Source organism: Streptomyces viridosporus (assembly GCF_002078235.1).
In the GTDB taxonomy this organism is placed as follows: Bacteria; Actinomycetota; Actinomycetes; order Streptomycetales; family Streptomycetaceae; genus Streptomyces; species Streptomyces viridosporus.
On the sequence record NZ_MSGP01000147.1, the window covers coordinates 14,465 to 32,917 of the forward strand.

General features: G+C 69.1%; 20 protein-coding genes and 3 pseudogenes. 11 read left to right on the forward strand and 12 right to left on the reverse strand.

Annotated features, from left to right (window positions below):
• Nucleotides 1-150 precede the first annotated feature (150 nt).
• Nucleotides 151-635, forward strand: a pseudogene (locus B7L92_RS11405) (DUF4265 domain-containing protein).
• A 223-nt stretch (nucleotides 636-858) separates the two neighbouring features.
• Entirely contained in the window at nucleotides 859-1,347 is a 489-nt protein-coding gene (locus B7L92_RS11410) for a hypothetical protein (RefSeq protein WP_081237314.1), read from the forward strand.
• Between the two features lie 365 nt (nucleotides 1,348-1,712).
• On the opposite strand, the pseudogene B7L92_RS42235 reads toward B7L92_RS11410, so the two are convergent.
• From B7L92_RS42235 to B7L92_RS42240, 3 genes and pseudogenes are all read right to left on the reverse strand, one after another.
• Nucleotides 1,713-1,811: pseudogene (locus B7L92_RS42235) on the reverse strand (ATP-binding protein); the annotation flags it as partial.
• Between the two features lie 935 nt (nucleotides 1,812-2,746).
• Nucleotides 2,747-2,968: a hypothetical protein gene (locus B7L92_RS11425; RefSeq protein ID WP_081237317.1), complete on the reverse strand. Its 222-nt coding sequence runs from the start codon at nucleotides 2,966-2,968 to the stop codon at nucleotides 2,747-2,749.
• 68 nt (nucleotides 2,969-3,036) lie between these two features.
• Nucleotides 3,037-3,159 (reverse strand): hypothetical protein, encoded by a 123-nt coding sequence (locus B7L92_RS42240; protein ID WP_255310886.1) that lies wholly within the window; start codon nucleotides 3,157-3,159, stop codon nucleotides 3,037-3,039.
• 478 nt (nucleotides 3,160-3,637) lie between these two features.
• Between B7L92_RS42240 and B7L92_RS11435 the strand changes: the two genes are divergently transcribed.
• Together B7L92_RS11435 and B7L92_RS11440 are read left to right on the forward strand one after the other, a co-directional pair.
• Nucleotides 3,638-4,471, forward strand: coding sequence for a PIG-L family deacetylase (locus B7L92_RS11435; protein WP_081237319.1), 834 nt, complete (start codon nucleotides 3,638-3,640; stop codon nucleotides 4,469-4,471).
• A gap of 795 nt (nucleotides 4,472-5,266) precedes the next feature.
• Nucleotides 5,267-5,602: a hypothetical protein gene (locus B7L92_RS11440; RefSeq protein ID WP_143626292.1), complete on the forward strand. Its 336-nt coding sequence runs from the start codon at nucleotides 5,267-5,269 to the stop codon at nucleotides 5,600-5,602.
• Between the two features lie 331 nt (nucleotides 5,603-5,933).
• Here B7L92_RS11440 and B7L92_RS11445 read toward each other — a convergent pair whose 3' ends face one another.
• From B7L92_RS11445 to B7L92_RS40260, 4 genes and pseudogenes are all read right to left on the reverse strand, one after another.
• Nucleotides 5,934-6,134 (reverse strand): hypothetical protein, encoded by a 201-nt coding sequence (locus tag B7L92_RS11445; RefSeq protein WP_255310885.1) that lies wholly within the window; start codon nucleotides 6,132-6,134, stop codon nucleotides 5,934-5,936.
• A gap of 676 nt (nucleotides 6,135-6,810) precedes the next feature.
• Nucleotides 6,811-7,092 (reverse strand): annotated as a pseudogene (locus B7L92_RS11450) (tyrosine-type recombinase/integrase); the annotation flags it as partial.
• Nucleotides 7,093-7,192: 100 nt separating this feature from the next.
• On the reverse strand, nucleotides 7,193-7,885 hold the full coding sequence (locus B7L92_RS11455; protein WP_218030441.1) for a formylglycine-generating enzyme family protein: 693 nt from the start codon (nucleotides 7,883-7,885) through the stop codon (nucleotides 7,193-7,195).
• Nucleotides 7,886-8,078: 193 nt separating this feature from the next.
• Nucleotides 8,079-8,288, reverse strand: a complete 210-nt coding sequence (locus tag B7L92_RS40260) for a hypothetical protein (RefSeq protein WP_143626293.1) — start codon at nucleotides 8,286-8,288, stop codon at nucleotides 8,079-8,081.
• A 332-nt stretch (nucleotides 8,289-8,620) separates the two neighbouring features.
• On the opposite strand from B7L92_RS40260, the gene B7L92_RS11465 reads away from it, so the two are divergent.
• Nucleotides 8,621-8,851, forward strand: a complete 231-nt coding sequence (locus B7L92_RS11465) for a hypothetical protein (protein ID WP_081237330.1) — start codon at nucleotides 8,621-8,623, stop codon at nucleotides 8,849-8,851.
• A gap of 29 nt (nucleotides 8,852-8,880) precedes the next feature.
• The gene (locus tag B7L92_RS11470; protein ID WP_081237322.1) at nucleotides 8,881-10,188 is read left to right on the forward strand and encodes a UDP-glucose dehydrogenase family protein; all 1,308 of its coding nucleotides are present in this window, start codon (nucleotides 8,881-8,883) and stop codon (nucleotides 10,186-10,188) included.
• 204 nt (nucleotides 10,189-10,392) lie between these two features.
• Here the strand turns inward: B7L92_RS11470 and B7L92_RS11475 are convergent, their stop codons facing one another.
• Nucleotides 10,393-10,815 (reverse strand): flavoprotein, encoded by a 423-nt coding sequence (locus tag B7L92_RS11475; protein WP_368656241.1) that lies wholly within the window; start codon nucleotides 10,813-10,815, stop codon nucleotides 10,393-10,395.
• Between the two features lie 3 nt (nucleotides 10,816-10,818).
• On the opposite strand from B7L92_RS11475, the gene B7L92_RS40265 reads away from it, so the two are divergent.
• Both B7L92_RS40265 and B7L92_RS11480 read left to right on the forward strand, forming a co-directional pair.
• The gene (locus tag B7L92_RS40265) at nucleotides 10,819-11,118 is read left to right on the forward strand and encodes a hypothetical protein (RefSeq protein WP_143626294.1); all 300 of its coding nucleotides are present in this window, start codon (nucleotides 10,819-10,821) and stop codon (nucleotides 11,116-11,118) included.
• Nucleotides 11,119-11,150: 32 nt separating this feature from the next.
• The gene (locus B7L92_RS11480; RefSeq protein ID WP_143626295.1) at nucleotides 11,151-12,239 is read left to right on the forward strand and encodes a hypothetical protein; all 1,089 of its coding nucleotides are present in this window, start codon (nucleotides 11,151-11,153) and stop codon (nucleotides 12,237-12,239) included.
• Between the two features lie 391 nt (nucleotides 12,240-12,630).
• Here B7L92_RS11480 and B7L92_RS11485 read toward each other — a convergent pair whose 3' ends face one another.
• Genes B7L92_RS11485 through B7L92_RS41360 form a run of 3 tightly spaced genes read right to left on the reverse strand, consistent with a single transcriptional unit; the run spans nucleotide 12,631 to nucleotide 13,762 of the window.
• The gene (locus tag B7L92_RS11485; protein ID WP_081237324.1) at nucleotides 12,631-12,945 is read right to left on the reverse strand and encodes a hypothetical protein; all 315 of its coding nucleotides are present in this window, start codon (nucleotides 12,943-12,945) and stop codon (nucleotides 12,631-12,633) included.
• A 20-nt stretch (nucleotides 12,946-12,965) separates the two neighbouring features.
• Complete coding sequence (locus tag B7L92_RS11490; protein WP_174703950.1) at nucleotides 12,966-13,613, reverse strand: bestrophin-like domain; 648 nt, start codon at nucleotides 13,611-13,613, stop codon at nucleotides 12,966-12,968.
• Entirely contained in the window at nucleotides 13,613-13,762 is a 150-nt protein-coding gene (locus B7L92_RS41360; RefSeq protein ID WP_174703951.1) for a hypothetical protein, read from the reverse strand. The genes B7L92_RS11490 and B7L92_RS41360 overlap by 1 nt, the downstream gene beginning before the upstream one ends.
• A 730-nt stretch (nucleotides 13,763-14,492) precedes the next feature.
• Here B7L92_RS41360 and B7L92_RS11495 point away from each other — a divergent pair.
• From B7L92_RS11495 to B7L92_RS11505, 3 genes are read left to right on the forward strand one after another with little or no spacing between them, the layout of a single operon-like run.
• Nucleotides 14,493-14,720 (forward strand): ferredoxin, encoded by a 228-nt coding sequence (locus B7L92_RS11495; protein ID WP_081237331.1) that lies wholly within the window; start codon nucleotides 14,493-14,495, stop codon nucleotides 14,718-14,720.
• Nucleotides 14,717-16,111, forward strand: a complete 1,395-nt coding sequence (locus B7L92_RS11500) for an NAD(P)/FAD-dependent oxidoreductase (RefSeq protein ID WP_081237325.1) — start codon at nucleotides 14,717-14,719, stop codon at nucleotides 16,109-16,111. The genes B7L92_RS11495 and B7L92_RS11500 overlap by 4 nt, the downstream gene beginning before the upstream one ends.
• Nucleotides 16,112-16,124: 13 nt before the next feature.
• The gene (locus tag B7L92_RS11505) at nucleotides 16,125-17,345 is read left to right on the forward strand and encodes a cytochrome P450 (RefSeq protein WP_081237326.1); all 1,221 of its coding nucleotides are present in this window, start codon (nucleotides 16,125-16,127) and stop codon (nucleotides 17,343-17,345) included.
• Here the strand turns inward: B7L92_RS11505 and B7L92_RS11510 are convergent.
• Entirely contained in the window at nucleotides 17,315-18,166 is an 852-nt protein-coding gene (locus tag B7L92_RS11510; RefSeq protein ID WP_368656242.1) for a glycoside hydrolase family 15 protein, read from the reverse strand. The two genes, B7L92_RS11505 and B7L92_RS11510, sit on opposite strands and share 31 nt — an antisense overlap.
• Nucleotides 18,167-18,453: the final 287 nt, after the last annotated feature.

The window sequence follows — 18,453 nt, forward strand, 5'->3', positions numbered from 1 at the left end:
CGAGGCATACGCGCGCGTGATCGGTCGGCGCCCTCTCCGTCGTGACCGACTGTCGTCGGCTGAGGCACAGACGAACCGGTATTCAGCTTGAGCAGACGTCATAGTCACCCGCCCGCGGCTGGCGCGGCAGGGCTGTGCGTTCTGGGCACCATGACGAACCCCGAGGGCCCGTACGTGAAGGTGCACTTCCGGCTTGAGATCGAGGACGACTGGCCCCCGGCATCGGTGGAGAGTCCGTGGGCGGTCGACCAAGGCGACGCACTGCGCGGCTCGACAACATCCCCTGGTTCGTCCGAGGTATTGCCTGTGGGGACATCGTGGCCACCGAGCCCGACGAGGAGGACGTGCGATGGGCCGGCGAGGTGGTTCGGCGTTCCGAGAACTGCACTATCCGCCTCATCGTGTTCCGTGACGGCGGCTCTGGAGCTGCGCGGCAGAGCGTGATCAACGCGTTTCACGAACTCGGAGTCTGCGGCGAGGGCATAGAGCGGTTCGGCATGGTTGCCCTGGACGTCCCGCCCACCGCTGATCTCGCCAAGGTGCAGAAGCTGCTCAACCATGGCGTGGCCAAGGAGTGGTGGGACATGGAAGAGGGATGCATCACCGCGCAGTGGCGGGCTGCCTCCGCCGGCTGAGTCCGTTCATGTGATCCACGGCTGGGCCGTCTCTGGGCCGTCCGAGGCCGCTCGACAGTGGCCAATGACGACCAACGACGACCACCAGGCGCACGGGCCCGCTGCCCCTGACCAGCAAATACCCAGCTCACCAAGATCCTCGGCAAGACCCAGGGCAAGAAGAAGCCGAGGCCACAACAGCAATCGGCTGGTCAGGACGTCTCATCACCCCCACGATGGCCGCATGGACCGGTTGCAGCACAGCGCTTGGCAGTACGTGGCGGAGGTACTCCCTCCCGAAGAACTTCCGATGCTCGCTGCGCATGCGCTCGTTGACGGACGTGATTCCCCCTCCCTGCGCGAACTGGCCGGCCTGCCGAGCAGGAGCGACGAGACCGAAATCCGTGAACTGTACGTCCAATCCCTGCACGAACTCGCCATACCCCTTCCCGACGAGGAGACAGCCGGCCGATACCTCCTTGTGAGCCTCGCGTTCGGTCTTGTGAAAGGCGAGTTGAGCCCCAAGGACGCGGCCGACCGGCTGTCGATGACGGTCGCAGCCCGCACCCGGGAGGAGACACGGTTCCTCTCCGTCGCAGCGGACTACAGCGAATGGATCGGCCCCGACGAGCTCCCGGGATGGGAGAACGATCTGAAAACCGCGGCCCACTCGTTGACCACCTCCACCGACCTCGGCCCCGGCATCGGCGTACCGGGGCCGCGGCGCCACTGACTCATCCCCTGAACATGCCCCCGTGCCAAATAGTGCGGGGAACCACAGGGAACAGCGGTCACCCACCCAGCACGCCCTCAGGTCATGAGGCCGCTCCGCAGCAGGTCAGCAAGCCCATCAGCCCCGTAGAACCCGAGCTTCCCAAGCTAAGAGCGCGAGTTCGATTCTCGCCACCCGCTCCATGAAGAAGGCCCAGGTCGGAGACCCGGACCTTTCTGCTGTCCATGGTGATCAGTCGTCGCGTGCCAGATCCGCGTCAGAAGACTCGTCGCCCACCTCCCGGGTCGTGACGGTCAAGCACGCGCGACGGTGACGCTGGGCGGGCACACAGCGATCTTCCCGTGCCGTAGGCCACCCAGGCCCTCTCAGACCGGCCAGGCGTCAGCCATCACGAAGGAGACGACCGCTCCCCCGAACCGGCTCGGGCCGGAGTGCCAGGAGGCGGCGAGGGAATCGACCAGGACGCGAACTCCACACCACCGACTCCACCAGCGGCGTCCTCGTATGGCACCTGCGTCGAAGCGCCACCTGCCCGTCCTACCCGACAGCCCCCACCGCACGACCACCGCAGACGACCGGCGCGCCCCGTCCCCCGCCCCCGCCACGCATCCGGGCACCAGCTCGGCGAGCAACCCCGCCCGGTAGCGCTGACCGGAGAAGCGGGAGGAGCACCCAGTTCGGGCAGGGCCTCAACCGACGTGAGTTTCGCAGCTGCGCTGCATCCACCTCCGCCTGAGCCTGCTCCAGGACCTCCGTCCAGGACTCCAGCTCCTGCCTGCCCCTACCCCTCCGCGATCACGCCCCGCACACGAAGAAGCCCCTGCTCACCGAACAGGGACTCCCTTTGCTGCAACACACTCAGACGGCTCGCCGCCTCGGTATCGGCAGAAAGCGGAGCCGGGGCCCGGCCCTCGCGGTCGGTGGACGACATGGGCTCCTCCAGGGTGTGGCCACCCCGGTACGACCGGTAGCCGACGCGGAAGGTACTACCGACGCCGGTGCGGACCAGCACCCGGACCGCCTGCTCGTCGGTGCACCGGTTCAGCAGGGGCCCACGCCTCCGTTCCGCTCGCGGACCATCGTCGCAGTGTCGTATTTCGGGACAGTCCCCGCCCGGCATTGCTCCCTAGTGTCGTCCAACACGTCACCGGCCGACCACATCGTCGCTTCTGAGCGTTGACGTGACCTTGAGAGGCGGTACCTATGGTTGCAATGAACAACGCTGTCGGCGTGGGCTTGGGTTCAAGGGTCCTTCGTGTTGCCCAGAATCCGCAGGGGCATCCGAGGCGGTACCGGGGCGGTGGCAGAGCCGTCGCGGAAGGCTGTCGCCGACTTCGCCGCATCCGTGGCGTGAGGAGCCCGGCTGACCGGGCTCAGCCGCGCGGACGGCCGATCCGGGTCAGCTCTGTCGTTTGGGTTCGCGCACGGCCGCGGGCAGTGCGAGGCACAGGGCGAAGGAGGTCGCGAAGCCGCCTCCCCCTGCCAGAAGGACATCGATGGAGCCAACGCCCGACCGGAGTACCAACAGGCTCACGAGGAGGCCGACCACCATGGAGCAGGCAACGTACAGCGCCAGCCACAGCTGCCACGTACGTGCGGAACGGGCTGTCGATTCGGGCATGGACTCGGTCCTTTCGAGGGTCACGGGCGAGAAGGAGGAGGGACGTGTGGGAGATCGGCGGCAGGCCGTCACAGCGGTTCGACCGAGCCGTGCAGCAGGTGTTCGGCGAGTTCGGCCCGCAGCCGGCCGAGTGCCGAGACATACGAGGCGCACGCGTCAACACGTCGGCCGAGCTCACCGAGAAGCTCCACGCTCCGCCGCTGCTGCCCGATCGGCGGGAGCCGGGCACCGCCGACTCGATCGGTGACGTGCTGGTGTGGCGGCTGCGCCGCCTGGCCGACCTGCCCGCCGATGCCGCCACGATGCCCGACCCCACCCTCTGCCGACGTGCTGTCTCGCCTGCCCCGAGCCGAGACGGTCGGCCCCCGCAGGATGCGGTGATGCAGCACATGCGCCGGTGCCGGATGGGGGTCGGATCCGGCGCGGCGCTGAGATGTGCGGGGCGTGTCTGTATCTGGTGCGTGTTGAAACGCCGATGTGTGGGCCAAGCGGCCGTGCCGGGAACAGTCGGTCCGGGCGGTGCTGTTGCATCGACCGAGGCACCGGCACCGCGGGCGGGGGACACGGAGACCACGAGGTCGCCCGCCCCACCAGGATCCGGGCCCCAGAATCACGGTGTGCCCGCCACGCCACTTGGACCAAGACGTGTCTCCGCAGGAGGACTGTTTCATGACTGACCGGCCCTTGACGCTCATGGCAGTACACGCCCACCCCGACGACGAGGCCACCGGAACCGGAGGGGTCCTCGCGCGGTACGCGGCGGAAGGCATCCGCACGGTTCTCGTGACGTGTACCGACGGCGGTTGCGGTGACGGACCGGGGGGCGTCAAGCCGGGTGATCCCGGACATGATCCGGCGGCGGTCGCCTTGATGCGCCGGCGCGAACTCGAGGCGAGCTGTGACGTCCTGAAGGTCAGCGAGCTGGAGATGCTGGACTACGCCGACTCCGGGATGATGGGCTGGCCGAGCAACGACGCCCCCGGATCCTTCTGGCAGACCCCCGTCGAGGAAGGCGCCGCCCGACTCGCGGAACTCATGCGGCACTACCGACCCGATGTGGTCGTCACCTACGACGAGAACGGCTTCTATGGCCACCCCGACCACATCCAGGCCCACCGCATCACGATGGCGGCACTGAAGATGACCGCGCTGACACCGAAGGTGTACTGGACCACGATGCCCCGCTCGGGGATGCAGCGGTTCGGCGAGATCATGCGCGAGTTCCATGAGGACATGCCGGAGCCGGATCCTGCCGAGGCCGCCGCGATGGCCGAGATCGGCCTCCCCGACGATGAGATCACCACGTGGGTGGACACCACCGCGTTCAGCGGTCAGAAGTTCGATGCGCTGGCCGCGCACGCCAGTCAGGGCGAGAACATCTTCTTCCTCAAGATGGGCAAGGAGAAGTTCGGCGAGTTGATGGGCACGGAGACCTTCGTACGTGTCCAGGACGCCACCGGCGCCGCCGTACCCGAGAACGATCTCTTCGCCGGACTGCGCTGATCCACCCGTCCGACCGACGGCCGGGAAACTCATCGGCCGCCGGCACCGCACGGCGCAATCGAGCGGGACGCCCGGAGTCGCCGTCCGTCGCGAGCTTTCCAGCGCGGTCGACCTCGGCGACCGAGCTGTCACACGTGACCTCGGCGACGAACAGCGCACCGTACGGCTCCTCGCCGAACTACGCGGTCGTCGTGACTTCGCGCGGACACTTCGAGCGTCGTGAGACTTGGACGTACTTCTCTGACGGTGCCTCCGCGATACCCCAGCCGGGCCACTCGTATACAGCTGCAACGTCACATCAGCAGCTGCTCTCCGTACGAGGCAGCCCATGTGCGGTTGCACCGTCAGCAACGCCGGCCTCTCCCCTCCCGAGGTTCCGTTTCCTCCGCGTGCCCGTAGAGACGGAAAACCACGGTCGGCAACGGTGCGATCCGACCCCCACGACCACTTCGAGCACCAGGTGTCTGTGCTGGTCAGAGCCATGCAGCCCACCCAGGCACCATCGCTTCCCGAGCTGAGAGCGCGAGTTCGATTCTCGTCACCCGTTCCACGAAGAAGGCCCGGGTCGGAGACCTGGGCCTTGTTGTCGTGGGCGGTGATCACTCGTCGGGGCCGCGTCATACCCGCCGACCGAGGCAGGGGCGGGTGATCCCCGGCTGGGGCGTGAGTGCAGTTCTCCTTGTCGTTTCGCTCGTTCTCCGATGGGCCTTCGCCCGGGTGGGCCACCCGACGGACGCTTCGAGGCTCCTGTGGAAGCGAGCCAAGCGGGCACGGTTGGGGAGCAGTCTGCTGATCGTGACGGCAGCACTCGGCACTACATGGGGAGCGGTAGACGACCTGATCTCGAACGTGGAGTACCGCGTGCTGCGCCCTGCGGAGCCGGGGGGCTGCACGACCGTGGTGCGGGAGGCGTCCTTCCTCATGAGCGGCAATGGCGAGGTGTACGCGGTGGGGCGCACCGGCCTGGCCTTGGGCGAGTCGGGATCCTGGACGGTCGACGATGGTTACCGGCCCATCGACGCAGGCACATACGAACTGTCCTGGGGGCGGGACGGCGGTCATCTCCGGATCAGTGGTACGAGCACCGATCCGGTCCTCCGTGGGGGATCGACCGACATCGACTGCGGGTAACAGATCTCTTCGGAGCTATGAATCAGAAGGCTTCCGACATCCGCGGCTGACACCAACGACGCCGGACGGGGGCATACATCAGCGACTCTGTTCGGCCGTCGCACCGGTCGACGGCCGCAGCCGGGGCAGGCACGGATCGAACTCCTCATGCGGTGCTCACGCATGAGCGCCCTCCCGGACTGCCCTGGGGTCGTGGAAGGGCGCTCGATGATGACCAACGTCGACAGCTACCGACAGCTCAGCAGCAGACCAGAGCGTTGATCGATAAGGCGGCCGCAGGTCACGGCCGCCGGTGATCAGTTGTGGCTGTGCTGAAGGGCCACCCTCAGATTCACCAGGAGTGAGACCGTGTTCGATCACGGCCAAGAAGCCTCCGGATCAGCAAGAACGTGCCCACGGCGATCAGGGCCGCCCCCATAAGGATCAAGGCCACCCCGATGGCGATCAGAAACGTCCCGATAAGGATCAGAAGCGCGCCCATCAGGACCAGGAGCGTCCCGATGATGAGAAGAAAGATCGCGAGGACGGTCACAGTTGCCTCCTGTCCTCCCTCCCGCTCTGACCCCTTCCCCGCTCCCGTGCAAACACTCTGCTTCACGATCACCGACGGGTTGCCACGGCCAAGAGGTCAGCCCACGGTCCGCCGGTTCCGATCAGGATCGGCGCTGGGTCGTCTCTGGGCCGTACGAGGTCACCCGACGCCGACCGACAACGACAGAAGCCCACGGCATCTGAGCTGGTCAGAGCCACGGGCTTCTTCTGTCTCTCTGGTCAACGGAACTCAGCACCGCCGCTGTATGCCGTGTCAGCGTGCTCAGCGGGATGTGCCCTGACAGCCTCTTGTGGAGGCCACAGCGGATCCGGTCAGGTGCTCGCAGTGCTCCTGGCCAGGCCAGTCGAGCAACCTCCCGTAGATCACCTCAGTTTCCCGAGTCGAGAGCTCAGACACCATGAGCATGTGCCGACCGTCGCAGCTTGCTCCGGTCGACTGCACTGGCAGCGTGACCGAGACCGGCGGGGGTGCAGCGAGGCACACGCGCCTGACCGGTCGGCGAAGCCGCAGCTCAGGCGCCGGATCATCCTGCCTCTCTCTCCTAAAGCGGGGGTCGCAGGTTCGAATCCTGCCGGGGGCACCAGCGCAAAGGCCCCTGACCGATCGGTGGTTTCCAGGGGCCTTTGGCATCCACTTCTGACATCAACGGCGTCGGTCACCGACGACCGGGACGCCTCTTCCTGAGCAGCCGGTCCATACGGCTCATGGCCTCGTGCTGTGTGTCCTGCACGACGTGCGTGTACACGTCCATGATGGTGCTGATTTGGGAGTGGCCCGGGATCTCCATCACCACGCGGGGCGCGCCCCCGGCCGCCGTCAGGAGCGTGGCCGTACCGTGCCGGGCGTCGTGCAGCCGGATCACCCGGAGGCCGGCGGACCGGGCGACGCGGGTGAAGGAACGGTAGAGGTTCCGCGGCTCGACCGGGCGACCGGTGCGAGGGGGATGCCTGACGAGCTGAGGGATCACTTCTAGGGGACGCCACGATCGGAGAACAGGACACGAAGGTGTGTCGGAGTTCCCGTGGCGCGCGTTCCGTCTACGTGTTGTCTCCGTGCTCGGCATGCCCCTGACTGGTTGGCACAGGTGCGACCGGACGGACCGCGGTGAAGTCCTGGAACTCGTAGCGGGTGGCGGAGAGCAACAGCAGCCACTCGTCGCAACCCTGCCACGGAGAGAGGTCGCCGGCGCCTCCGCGCACCACCCGCGGTCCGTCCCCGGTGCGGGGGTGTGCGTCCACCGGTGCGTCCGTGAAGTGCGGGATCCACACGTCGGCGCAGATTTCATTGGCCGACCCCATCGCCGCCAGCCCGAAGGCGTTCTCGGCCGCGGCAGTGCGCTCCTCGTCGGCGAAGTCGTCGAGCACCTGGTCCTCGTCCGGCCTCCCCTCCCCGCGGAAGGTCAGGGTGGTCGTGCCTGCCCGGGCCGCATACTCCCACTCCGCCTCGCTGGGCAGCCGGAAGGGCAACGTCCCCAGCAGGTCATCCAAGTCGTCCTCGAGCCGGGCCGTGCTCGAAGCCGAGTCCGCGAAGCTGTCCTCGTACTCGGGCAGCCAGTGCCGTACTTGCGCCACCGTGAGCGGATGCCGGGCGATCAGGAACGGCTCGACCCGCACTTCTCGCACCGGCCGGGCCTGGACGGCACCGGCGAAGAACGCTTCGAGGTCGTCGTCGGCGCCGTCGGCCCGCTCGATGGCACGAACGGCGTCCAGCTCCGCGCCGGACAAGCCCATCCGGAACGTCCCACCGGGAACAGCCCGGAAGACCACTCCGGAGGGGGCGTGCCGCCAAGCCGGTCGACCGGCCACGATCTCTTGCGCCCACATGGTGCCGGACGCTAGCAGCCGGGCATCCCGGACGGGGGAGGGGATCCAGGAAGGGAGCGTGGTCAACTGATCAGCTCTTGGACGCCGCAGCGCTGCACCACTACCGCACCAGATCGAGCGGGGAACAGCGGGGAACCACGGTGAAGACGGTCGTGCCCAGAAGGAGCGCGGTGGGTACGGGGACCGGCTGCATCCGCTGGTGCGCCTCTTCGCCCGCGCCCGCCTCGCCGAAGAGGAGGGAACGGTCCCGCTTCCCCTCCCGGTGCACCACCCGCCGGCACCGGCCGTCCCGGACGGGACGGTCCGCCACACCGGCTAGAGTCCGCGCGCACCGCTGCCCGCCCGCCGTCGGTCGTGCACCGGGGCGCCCCGCGGCGTCGGGGGACCGACGGTCGCGCAAAGGCGGTCGCCCCGTGGCGCTGGTGCATCAACGTTTACGCAAAAGCGGTCGCCCCGCGGCGCTGGTGCATCAACGTTTACGCAAAGGCAGTTGTCCCACGGCCCTTGTTCACCGACGGTTGCGCGAGGGCAGTTGCCCCGCGGTGCTTGTGCACCGGTGCTTGTGCACCGACTGTTGTGCACCGACGTTCACGCACCGACACAGCACCCGCACGACACGACAGACACGAGGTGGAGCCGGTCATGCCCGCACCTTTCGGGTTCAGCTACGAGACGCGTGCCGACGGCACCGTCGTCATCACCCACCGGGGCCGCAGGGCCACCACACTGCGCGGCCAGCGCGCCGTCCGCTTCACCGAGGAAGTGGAGGCCGGCGACGCGCAGGAGGTGATGGCACGCTGGACCGGCTCCTACAAGTTCGGCAACGAGCGCACGGCCCGCAACCATCCCAGAAACCAGGGACGCCGGAACTAGGGCGTCATGACGGAGGACGACTTCCGCCAATGATCGACATCCCACGCAACATCGCCGTCTTCGGCGCGGGCTACATCGGCCTGGTGACCGGTGCGTGCTTCGCCCAGCTCGGTCATCGGGTGGTGGTGCGCGACATCCAGCCGGAACGGATCCGACTGCTGCGCTCCGGGGAGGTGCCCCTCTTCGAGCCCGGGCTCGGTGATCTGATCGCCCAGAACAAGGAGCGGCTCTCGTTCACGCTCGACGCCCGGGAGGCCCTGCGGGACGCCGAGGCCGTGTACGTGTGCGTCGACACCCCGCCCACGGCGTCGGGCGACGCGGACCTGTCCCGGATCTGGTCGGTCGTCGACGCGCTCGAGGCCGCCTCGCCCCTCGTCGCGGTGGTCGTGAAGAGCACGGTGCCAGTGGGCACCGGCGCCCGGGTGCGGGCCGCGCTCGACGAGGCCGGGCTCGGCCACGTGGGATACGCCTCCAACCCCGAGTTCACCGCCGAGGGCAGGGCCGTAGAGGACTTCCTGCGCCCCGACCGGGTGGTGATCGGCGCCTCGGACGAGGCCACGGCCCACTGGGTGCGGGACCTGTACGACGGGATCGACGCGCCGGTCGAGATCATGGACGTGGCCTCCGCCGAGATGGTCAAGCTCGCCTCCAACGCACTGCTCGCCACGAAGATCACTTTCATCAACGAGATCGCCGCGGTGTGCGAGGCGACCGGGGCGGACATCCAGCGGGTCTCCCGGGCCGTCGGCATGGACCACCGGCTCGGCCCGCACTTCCTCGACGCCGGCCTCGGCTACGGCGGCTCGTGCTTCCCGAAGGACACCCGCGCGCTGCGGGCCATGGCCAGCAACTCCGGTTACCCCTTCCAGCTGCTCAACGCCGTCATCGAGGTCAACGAGCTGCAGCCGAGGCGGGCGGTGCAGCGCCTGAAGGAGGAGCTCGGCGGCCTCAGGGGCCGTCGGGTCGCGCTGCTCGGCCTGACCTTCAAGCCGGGCACCGACGACATGCGCGAGGCCCCCAGCGCGGTGATCGCCTCGCGGCTGCTCGCCGAGGGGGCCGAGGTGACCGGCTGGGACCCGATGGGCCGCCCCGGTCCGGTCGAGCCGTGGACCTCGGTGACGCGGCACGCCTCACCGCTGGAGGCGGTGACGGGTGCGGACGCGGCGATCGTGGTGACCGAGTGGCCGGAGCTGAGGGCCGCCGACTGGCCGACCGCGGCCCGCCGCATGCGCCGCCCGCTCCTCTTCGACGGCCGCAACCTGCTCGATCCGGCCACCCTGTCACAGGCGGGCTTCACCTACATGAGCGTGGGCCGGGCGACCCGGCCCGCGGCCTGACCCCGGGGGCTCCTGCGGGCCGGCCGCCACCCGGTCACGCAAGCGCCGCCGCTTCCCGGACCGAGAGCGCGGGCTCGATCCTCGCCACCCGCTCCACGCACAAGGCCCAGGTCTCCGACCTGGGCCTTGTTGTCGTGGGCGGTGATCACTCGTCGCGTGCCAGAAGCGCACCGGATGCGCGCCACCTCACTCGTCGGGGCCGCGTCATGCCCGCCGACCGAGCCGGGGCTCCAGAAGGTCCAGGGCCTCCTCCCACCGGAAGCGGTCCGCCCCGCCGCCGGCCTTCGGCCTGTGGGGCTCGTAGGTGCCGATCATGACGTTCATCTCACGCAGCACCTCCAGACTCCGCGCGTAGGCGGGGTGCGCCGCCTGGGCGGCGTTCAGATAGGGGAGAACGGCGGTGGGCACACCCATGCCGTACGCCTCGCACAGGATGCCCAGAGCCAGGGTGTCGGAGACGCCGGCGGCCCACTTGTTGATCGTGTTGAAGCCGGTGATCCGACAGGGAGGGGTCCGGAGCAGGTCATCGTCGACCGCGGTCTGCAAGGTCACCTTGCGCAGCGGGCAGACGACATTCAGAACTCCGAGCGCATTCATCATGCGCACCAGGGTTATACGCCCGAGCATTTGATGAACAAAAATTTCCCGAATGCCACCGCCGCCCTGAACGACGCCCGCAAATATGGCGAAGTCACCGGCACCCTCGACGCCGTCGATGGTGACGTGAAGATGGACGTACACGACAACAAGATTTCCAGCGCAACCGATACAAGGTTCCACGGCTACCACATCGGTGATCGACCGCTACTTGGACAAGTGGGGCAAGGAACGAAGTCTGGCCCGGAGATCGCTGAGGACGCTGCCGGTGAGGCCCAGCAGAGCTACATTTCCGGACGGCAGACCGCGTACGAAGCTTTGCGGTCCCGCTGAGCCCACGCCCGAGACAAGGAACCGATACACACATGGCCACCAGCCCACGCAGGAAGAAAACACTGCTCATCACTGCGGGAACACTGGTTTCCGTCAGCGCTCTTGTCTCGGCGCACGTGTGGCAGAACACGAATCTGATGGGGTCGGAATCGTTTTGCGACCAGCGGGTGGGATCCGCAGACGCACAAGCCGCCCTGAATTCCTCGGGCCGGGTGTCGGAAGGGCGCGTACAAAGCTCCCCCGACAAGCCGGAATTCACCTGCGTGATCGAGCGCACCAGTCGCATGCCTGGGCACGGGGACCAGCAAGTCACCTTGAAGACCGCGAACGAGAACGGGCCCTTCCCGTACACCACTCATGTGTGGAAGAACCCCGGCGCACGTTCCTACTTCAAAGGTGAAACGAACGGCGCCGTGACGCCCACCGGGGGTTACGTCGTCCTGCCGAAGTCGTGTTGGAGCAAGGTGGGCAACATACAGGGGGCCCTCACCGTCCCGCCCGACGGCGACAGTGTGTCCGCCGTCGAAGCCACCGTGACGAAGGGCCAGGCCGACCCGGAAGGACTGGCCCGACTTCTGACCCGTGCAGCGCGGAGAGTCGCCGCGGACGCCGGATGCGCCACCCCGGCGTTGAAGGAGTCACCGGAACTCGCCGCACCTGACGACGTGCGCACGGCGGACGTCGGGAAGGTGTGCGGACTGCCGGACTTCTCCTTGCCCGACGACGCCGTGATCACCGGTGTCGCCGAACCCGATCAGGAGCAGATCAGCAAGGACGCGAAGGACGTGTGGGCGTGCGATCTGACCCTGGCCGGCAGTGCCGGGGCCGCCGTCTCCTTTGCCGCGACCTCGGACCGGGACATGGTCGACGCGGCCCTCCAGGACACTTACGGTTTCCGCGAGCTCCCCAACGGCCACGGTGTCACCTCCTTCGACCAAGCCGTTCTGCACTGCGCCGAAGGCGACGTGTACTTCGCCGTTCACTGGAACAACGAGTACACCGGCGCCCTCTCGGACAGGCATGATCGGGTCTCGAAGGTTCGAGGGAACACGTTCGCCGCCTTCGTCGCCTCTGCCGCCGACCTGTATTCCTGCCCCGACGTCACGCTTACGGAGAGCTGAGAGGGAGGGTTTGCGGACAGAGGACGCCGTCACGTTGTCGAGTGTGAGTTCCTGACGGCGTATCGGATGTGGCGGGGCCGGGTCCCCGGCCCCGCGCTCGGGCCGTGGCGGGCAGGGCGGCGACGCCGAGCAGCCTCATGTGCTCGGCGCGCTGTCTGCTGCCACGCCGTCCCCGCTTCCCCCGCCTTCTGTGCCCTCCGCCCTCGGCCAGGACAACTAGGACAGCCAGGCGCGCGTAGACGGCAGTGATCGCGGGGCCGACCCCTGTCAAGGCTGGGAGAAGTTCGGGAGAAGGTCTCCTCCCGGATGCCCACAGGGGCCGAGCCAGACCGAGTCGGTCGGCTGACACCGACAGGTAAGGCCGCTCCCCCGAAGTGGTCGTCCAGCCCGTTCACCGAGTCCACACCCGCTGGAACTCTTCGGCAGGGATGGTCTCCAGCAGGTCCTCTTCGGGGTCGATCGCTTGGTCCGTCAGGAAGCCGTGCTCGTCCTCCAGGTGCTTCCAGCTGTACCGGTGGAGCCGGCCGGCCGGAGTCAGCTCGGCTTGCTTGACGGCGACCAGCTCGCCGCGGTCGGGTACGGCCTCGAAGTACCACGAGCCGCCCTCCTCGTCAGTGCCGCGGAAGTGGTGCCGCAGGGGGGCGTTCTCATCGAGCGCTCGGAAGTACGCCACGCTCTCCGCTTCGATGTGCTCCGGGTCGACCACGGGACCATCGTGCTCGTCGGCTACGGTCCGCCGGTGAAGAAGCCGGACCTCAGGTCCTCGATGGTGGCGTCGAGTGGATGCCCGCTGACGATGAACGGGCCGCTCCAGGGCGCGCTGAGTGCGAAGAGCAGCGCCAGGCTCAGCCCGACCACGCTCGCCGCCCCCACGATGAGCAGCGATGTTCGCAGGCTGCTGCGGAAGACCAGTGCGCCGGAGTTCGCGATCAGGGCCAGTCCGCTGACCACCAGCGTGACGACGTAGAGGGTGGGGACGTCGCGGGCGGCGGCCGCGATGCGGGCGCGGCGGTTGTTGGTGATGCTGTCCAGGGAGACCAGCAGCTCGGTGCCGGCCGGGGTGCCCACGTCGGGCCGGGCCGCCTCGGCGCGCACGGTCCGCTCCAGCTGTGCGATCGCGTGAGCGGTGGCCGGGTCGTCGCCGGACGCCGCCGCCGCGCCCCGCCACTCCCTGGCGCGCGTGATCCGCAGGTAGTCCAGCAGGGCCGCGTGGATCGGCTCCGAGTGGACGCGCGGGCTCGTCGCCGCCCATGCCAGGCGGGAGGCCGCGGCCGCCTCGTCGCTCACCAGTCCCTCGGCTGCGCGCAGGTAGCCGGCCTCGCTGGCCAGGGAGAGGGCCGCAAAGATCGCGAAGGCGGCGCCGAGGGTCGGCATCAGGGCGTGGCGATCTGCGGTACCCGGTCCCGTTCCCCGGCCGGGACCAGCGCCCGGACGCCGATCCGCGCCGCGGCCGCGACCAGCAGGGCGAGCAGGAGTCCGCCCACCACCAGCGCCACCGCCGGCAGCGAGGTCAGCGAGTTCACCGCATCGCCTCCGGCGCGTTCCCGCGGGCGCCCCGCGGCGGCACATCGGCCCCCGCGCCCCGGCGCTCCTCATCGGTCACTTCCCGTGGACGCCCCATGATCACAGGGTGAAGGCCGCTGCGGCTCGCGACGCCCGGCACGGCCTCGCCTTTCGTCGGCCGAACAGCCGAATGCGGCACAGCCGAATGCGGCCCGGTGCGGGGCCGCACCGGCAACGAGCGCCGCGCCCGTCTCGCTCTCCGTCTCCTGCGGCCCCGTGCACCGCCGCCCGGCCGGGGCCGGAAGCCGATCCCCATCCGTCGGCGGCACGAAGGGGCGGTGGCGGGACGTCGGCGGCTGCGGGCGGTGCGGCTCCGCGCTGTCCGGGCGGATGTCTCCCGTCCGTTCGGCCTGGGTGAGACGGGAGGCGCGGGACCAGCGCCACGCGGTCCGGAGTGATCAGGGGTGACCGACGTCCGCACAGTCCGCGCCCGAGTGCGGACGACATGCGCGCGGGACAGCCTTTCGAAGGAAAGGCGAGGTTCTCCGGACGGTTTCGTAGATACCCGGGCCTCATTCGTGAAGATCAATTCTTTCTGCGGGGACCTCTGACGCGCGTGTTGCACCCCTTCGCCTTCGCAGGGGTGCGCAACAGCCGATTCCCTTCCTCGAAGGCGTGCCTCGCGTTTCGAGCGCCGTGGTGACGCTGTCTCAGGGCCTGCAGCTTCTCGTCCCCGAAATGGAGTTCGGGATGAAAGTTGTCGTTGATCTTTCCCGCTGCCAGGGGTATGCGCAGTGCGCTTTCCTGGCCCCGGACGCGTTCCGGATGCACGGCGAGGAAGCGCTGATGTACGACCCGAACCCCGACGACGCCCAGCGCGACCAGGTCCTGCGCGCCGCGGCGGCCTGCCCGGTCCAAGCGATCCTGGTCGACCGGCTGGAGGGACGGGACGTACCGGTGGAGGCGTCGAAGTCATGACCAGCGCCGACAACCTGCAAGCGTTCAAGCGCGACGGCCGCATCGTGGTCGTCGGAGCGTCACTGGCCGGACTGCGGGCCGCGGAGGCTCTGCGCGACGAGGGCTTCACCGGATCGTTGACCATGATCGGTGACGAACCGGGCGAGCCCTACGACCGGCCTCCCCTCTCCAAGCAGGTACTGACCGGGTGGGTGCCGGCCGACGGCACCACCCTGCCGCGACGGCGTGACATCGACGCGGAGTGGCTGCTGGGGGTGCCCGCCGACGGCCTGGACCTGGCCACCAACCACGTGCGTCTCGCCGACGGACGCGAGGTTCCCTTCGACCGGGTGCTGATCTCCACCGGAGTACGGGCCCGGCCCTGGTTCGTCGAGTCCGAGGCGGCCCTGGACGGCGTATTCGTCGTACGAACGCGCGAACACGCCGAGCGCCTTCGGCGAGCCCTCGCCGCCGGGCCCTCCCGCGTACTGGTCATCGGTGCGGGATTCACCGGCTCCGAGATCGCCTCCATCTGCCGCGAGCGGGACATCCCGGTGACCGTCGCCGAACTCGCGCCCGCCCCGCTGGTCGGGGCGCTCGGTGCCATGATCGGTGAGATCGCGACGGACATGCAGCGTGCTCACGGCGTCGATCTGCGCTGCGGTGTCAAGGTCACCCGGCTGGAGGGCGACGCGCAGGGGCACTTCCGCCGCGCCCACTTCGACGACGGCAGCACCGTCGACGCCGACGTGGCGGTGGTGTCACTCGGGGGCATACGCAACACCGAATGGCTGCGGGGCTCGGGCCTGGCGGCGGGTGTCCGGGGAATCGCCTGCGACACGGGCTGCCGCGCTCTCGACCTCAACGACCTGATCACCGACGACGTCTTCGTCGCCGGAGACGTGGCGCGCTGCCCGAACCCGGTCTACGAGTACCGGCTCATCTCGCTGGAGCACCGGGCCAACGCCGTGGAGCAGGCCGAGGTCGCGGCGCACAACATGGTCAGTGGCCAGGCGGACCGCCGGCCCCACCTGTCCATCCCGGTGTTCTGGTCGATCCAGTTCGGCGTCAACATCAAGTCCGTCGGCGTGCCCACCTTCGCCGACGAGGTGGTCGTCACCCAGGGGTCCGTGTCCGACCGCCGTTTCGTCGCCGCGTACGGCTACCAGGGCCGCGTCACCGCGGCGGTGAGCTTCAACAACGCGAAGTGGCTCGACCACTACCGGCAGTTGATCGAGAGGGCCGCGCCCTTCCCCCCGCCCTGTCCCACGCCCGACCAGCCCGTCGACATGAAACCCGTGCCCGTCGACTTTCCCGGCCCCGCCCTCCTGGCCCAGGGCGCCACCGTGGTCGTCACCGGTCACGACCCGGGTGAGCGGCGGGTCACGGCCGCGCAACAGCACCACCGGTAGGAGGGAAGGCGAGATGACCACGACCGAGACGCCCGACACGCTGCGCCGGATCCTCGACCACTCCTCCCGGGCCGACCCCTACCCGCTGTACGCCGAGCTGCGCAGGACGCCGGTGGCCCGGCAGGAGGACGGCAGCTACGTCGTCAGCACCTACCGTGAGCTCACGGACCTGCTGCACGACCCGCACCTGAGCTCCGACGTCCGCCATCTGTCACGCCCGACGCCCGCTACCGACGAAGGGGTCACACCGGCGTTCATCAACATGGACCCGCCCGAGCACGACCGTCTGCGGCGCATGGCGATGCGGCACTTCGGCCCCCCGCACACCCCGGGGCTGGTGGCCGGCCTGGAAGGCGACCTGACCTCCGTCGTCAGCGGTCTGATCGACGACTTCGCGGACGAGGAGCAGATCGACATCGTCGACGACTTCGCCTACCCGTTCCCCGTCACGGTGATCTGCCACCTGCTCGGCGTGCCGCGCGAGGACGAACCGAGGTTCCACCTGTGGGTGAACGGCATCATCGACGCGATCGACTACAACCCCGAGACCGACCCGAAGGAGAAACTGGACAAGGGCGTGCAGGCCCGCAAAGACCTGCGCCAGTACCTCGGCGGGCTGCTGGAGCAGCGCCACGGCCGACCGGGCGACGACCTGTTGACACGGCTGGCCAACGATGACGGGCCGGACGGGCGGATGACCGACGAGGAGATCGTCAGCACCGCCAATCTGCTGCTGATCGCCGGCCACGAGACCACCGTCAACCTCATCACCAACGGCATGCTGACGCTGCTGCGCCACCCGGAGGTGCTCGAGCGACTGCGCGACCGACCGGGCCTGGTCGTCCCGCTGGTCGAGGAACTGCTGCGCTACGAACCGCCCGTGCACATCATTCCCTGGCGCGCGGCGTACAGCGACATCACCGTCGCCGACACCGTCATCCCCAAGGGCTCGCAGATCATGCTCATGCTCGCCTCGGGCAGCCGCGATCCGAACCGCTTCCACGACCCCGACCGCTTCGACCCCGACCGGCGGGACAACCAGCACCTCGGATTCGGCAGCGGCATCCACCTGTGCTTCGGCGGCCCCCTGGCGCGGCTGGAGACACAGATCGCGCTGACCGAGCTGGTGCGCCGCCTCGACCGGCCCGGCCTGGTCTCCGATCCGCCGCCGTACCGGCGCAGCCCCGTCCTGCGAGGACCCCTTCATCTGCCCATCGTGCAGGGCCGATCGTGAGCGCGGCAGCCGCGCGCTTCCGGCCGGGCCGCGGGCTGCGCGGCAGATCGGCTGGTCGCCGGTGGTGGTCGGAGCAGCAGCGAGGCGTCCAGGACATCGCCGTCGTAGTGCTGGACGAAGGCGCGCTCCTTCTCGCTCCAGCCGCGTTCCATGATCTGGTCGAAGACGGCACCCCGCGCCGTGCGCCACCGTTCCAGATCGGCGGGCCTGCGGAAGGAATCGGCCAGGCGCAGCCCGTGGCCGAAGGCGACCCACGACATCACCCGGCTGAAGGTGAAGTCCTGGCGGCCGCCGCGGGTCTCCCAGATGCCCTCGTCCGGCCGGTCCCAGGCGTCGGCGAACCAGTCCAGCGTCCTGGTGAGCGCCCGCCACCCCTCGAAACCGGCCTGTTGCGCGAGCTCGGCCCCTTGGGACACCGCGTAGAGGGCCTCACCGTAGATGTCCAGCTGGAGTTGGTCGGCGGCGCCGTTGCCCATGCGGACGGGCGAGGAGCCGCGACAGCCCTCGAAGTGATCGAGCGTCTCCTCCGGCAGGTCGGGATCGCCGTCGAGCCGGTACATCGTCTGGAGCGGCTCTCCCTCCTTGCCCTCGCGCTCGCGCAGCCTGTCCACCAGCCAGTGGACGAATCCGGTGGCCTCCTCGACGAAGCCGAGGTCCAGCATGGCCCGCACGGACAGCGCGCTGTCGCGTACCCAGGTGAACCGGTAGTCCCGGTTGCGCTCCCCGCCGACCTGCTCGGGCAGGCCCGTGGTGGCCGCCGCGACCGGGGCGCCGGTGGGGGCGTAGGTGAGGAGTTCGAGGATGATGGCCGAGCGGTGCACCAGCTCGGGCCACCGTCCTCGGTAGCGGGACCGGCGCAGCCAGTGCTGCCAGAACCGGCCGACTTCCTCGAGCTGCCCGTCGAGCCCGTCGACCGTGGGGGTGCGGGCGCCTCGCCGCCGGACGCGCAGACGGTGAACACGCAGCCGCCGGCCTCCCCGGCGTTCAGCGTCACCTTTCCCCGCACGTCCTGACCGTCGCGCTCCACCGGGAAGGTGGAACGCAGGTGCCCGTCGATCCCGGGGGCCGCCACCCCTGCGCCGCAGCGGCGACCCGCCGCGCCCGGTGC

What these genes read in the sequence shown, in the direction of transcription:
- B7L92_RS11410 (WP_081237314.1), top strand. Translation starts at nt 859, where the DNA reads ATGGACCGGTTGCAGCACAGCGCTTGGCAGTACGTGGCGGAGGTACTC.
- B7L92_RS11425 (WP_081237317.1), bottom strand. Translation starts at nt 2,968, where the DNA reads ATGCCCGAATCGACAGCCCGTTCCGCACGTACGTGGCAGCTGTGGCTG.
- B7L92_RS11435 (WP_081237319.1), top strand. Translation starts at nt 3,638, where the DNA reads ATGACTGACCGGCCCTTGACGCTCATGGCAGTACACGCCCACCCCGAC.
- B7L92_RS11455 (WP_218030441.1), bottom strand. Translation starts at nt 7,885, where the DNA reads ATGGGCTTGTCCGGCGCGGAGCTGGACGCCGTTCGTGCCATCGAGCGG.
- B7L92_RS11465 (WP_081237330.1), top strand. Translation starts at nt 8,621, where the DNA reads ATGCCCGCACCTTTCGGGTTCAGCTACGAGACGCGTGCCGACGGCACC.
- B7L92_RS11470 (WP_081237322.1), top strand. Translation starts at nt 8,881, where the DNA reads ATGATCGACATCCCACGCAACATCGCCGTCTTCGGCGCGGGCTACATC.
- B7L92_RS11475 (WP_368656241.1), bottom strand. Translation starts at nt 10,815, where the DNA reads ATGCTCGGGCGTATAACCCTGGTGCGCATGATGAATGCGCTCGGAGTT.
- B7L92_RS40265 (WP_143626294.1), top strand. Translation starts at nt 10,819, where the DNA reads ATGAACAAAAATTTCCCGAATGCCACCGCCGCCCTGAACGACGCCCGC.
- B7L92_RS11480 (WP_143626295.1), top strand. Translation starts at nt 11,151, where the DNA reads ATGGCCACCAGCCCACGCAGGAAGAAAACACTGCTCATCACTGCGGGA.
- B7L92_RS11490 (WP_174703950.1), bottom strand. Translation starts at nt 13,613, where the DNA reads ATGCCGACCCTCGGCGCCGCCTTCGCGATCTTTGCGGCCCTCTCCCTG.
- B7L92_RS11495 (WP_081237331.1), top strand. Translation starts at nt 14,493, where the DNA reads ATGAAAGTTGTCGTTGATCTTTCCCGCTGCCAGGGGTATGCGCAGTGC.
- B7L92_RS11500 (WP_081237325.1), top strand. Translation starts at nt 14,717, where the DNA reads ATGACCAGCGCCGACAACCTGCAAGCGTTCAAGCGCGACGGCCGCATC.
- B7L92_RS11505 (WP_081237326.1), top strand. Translation starts at nt 16,125, where the DNA reads ATGACCACGACCGAGACGCCCGACACGCTGCGCCGGATCCTCGACCAC.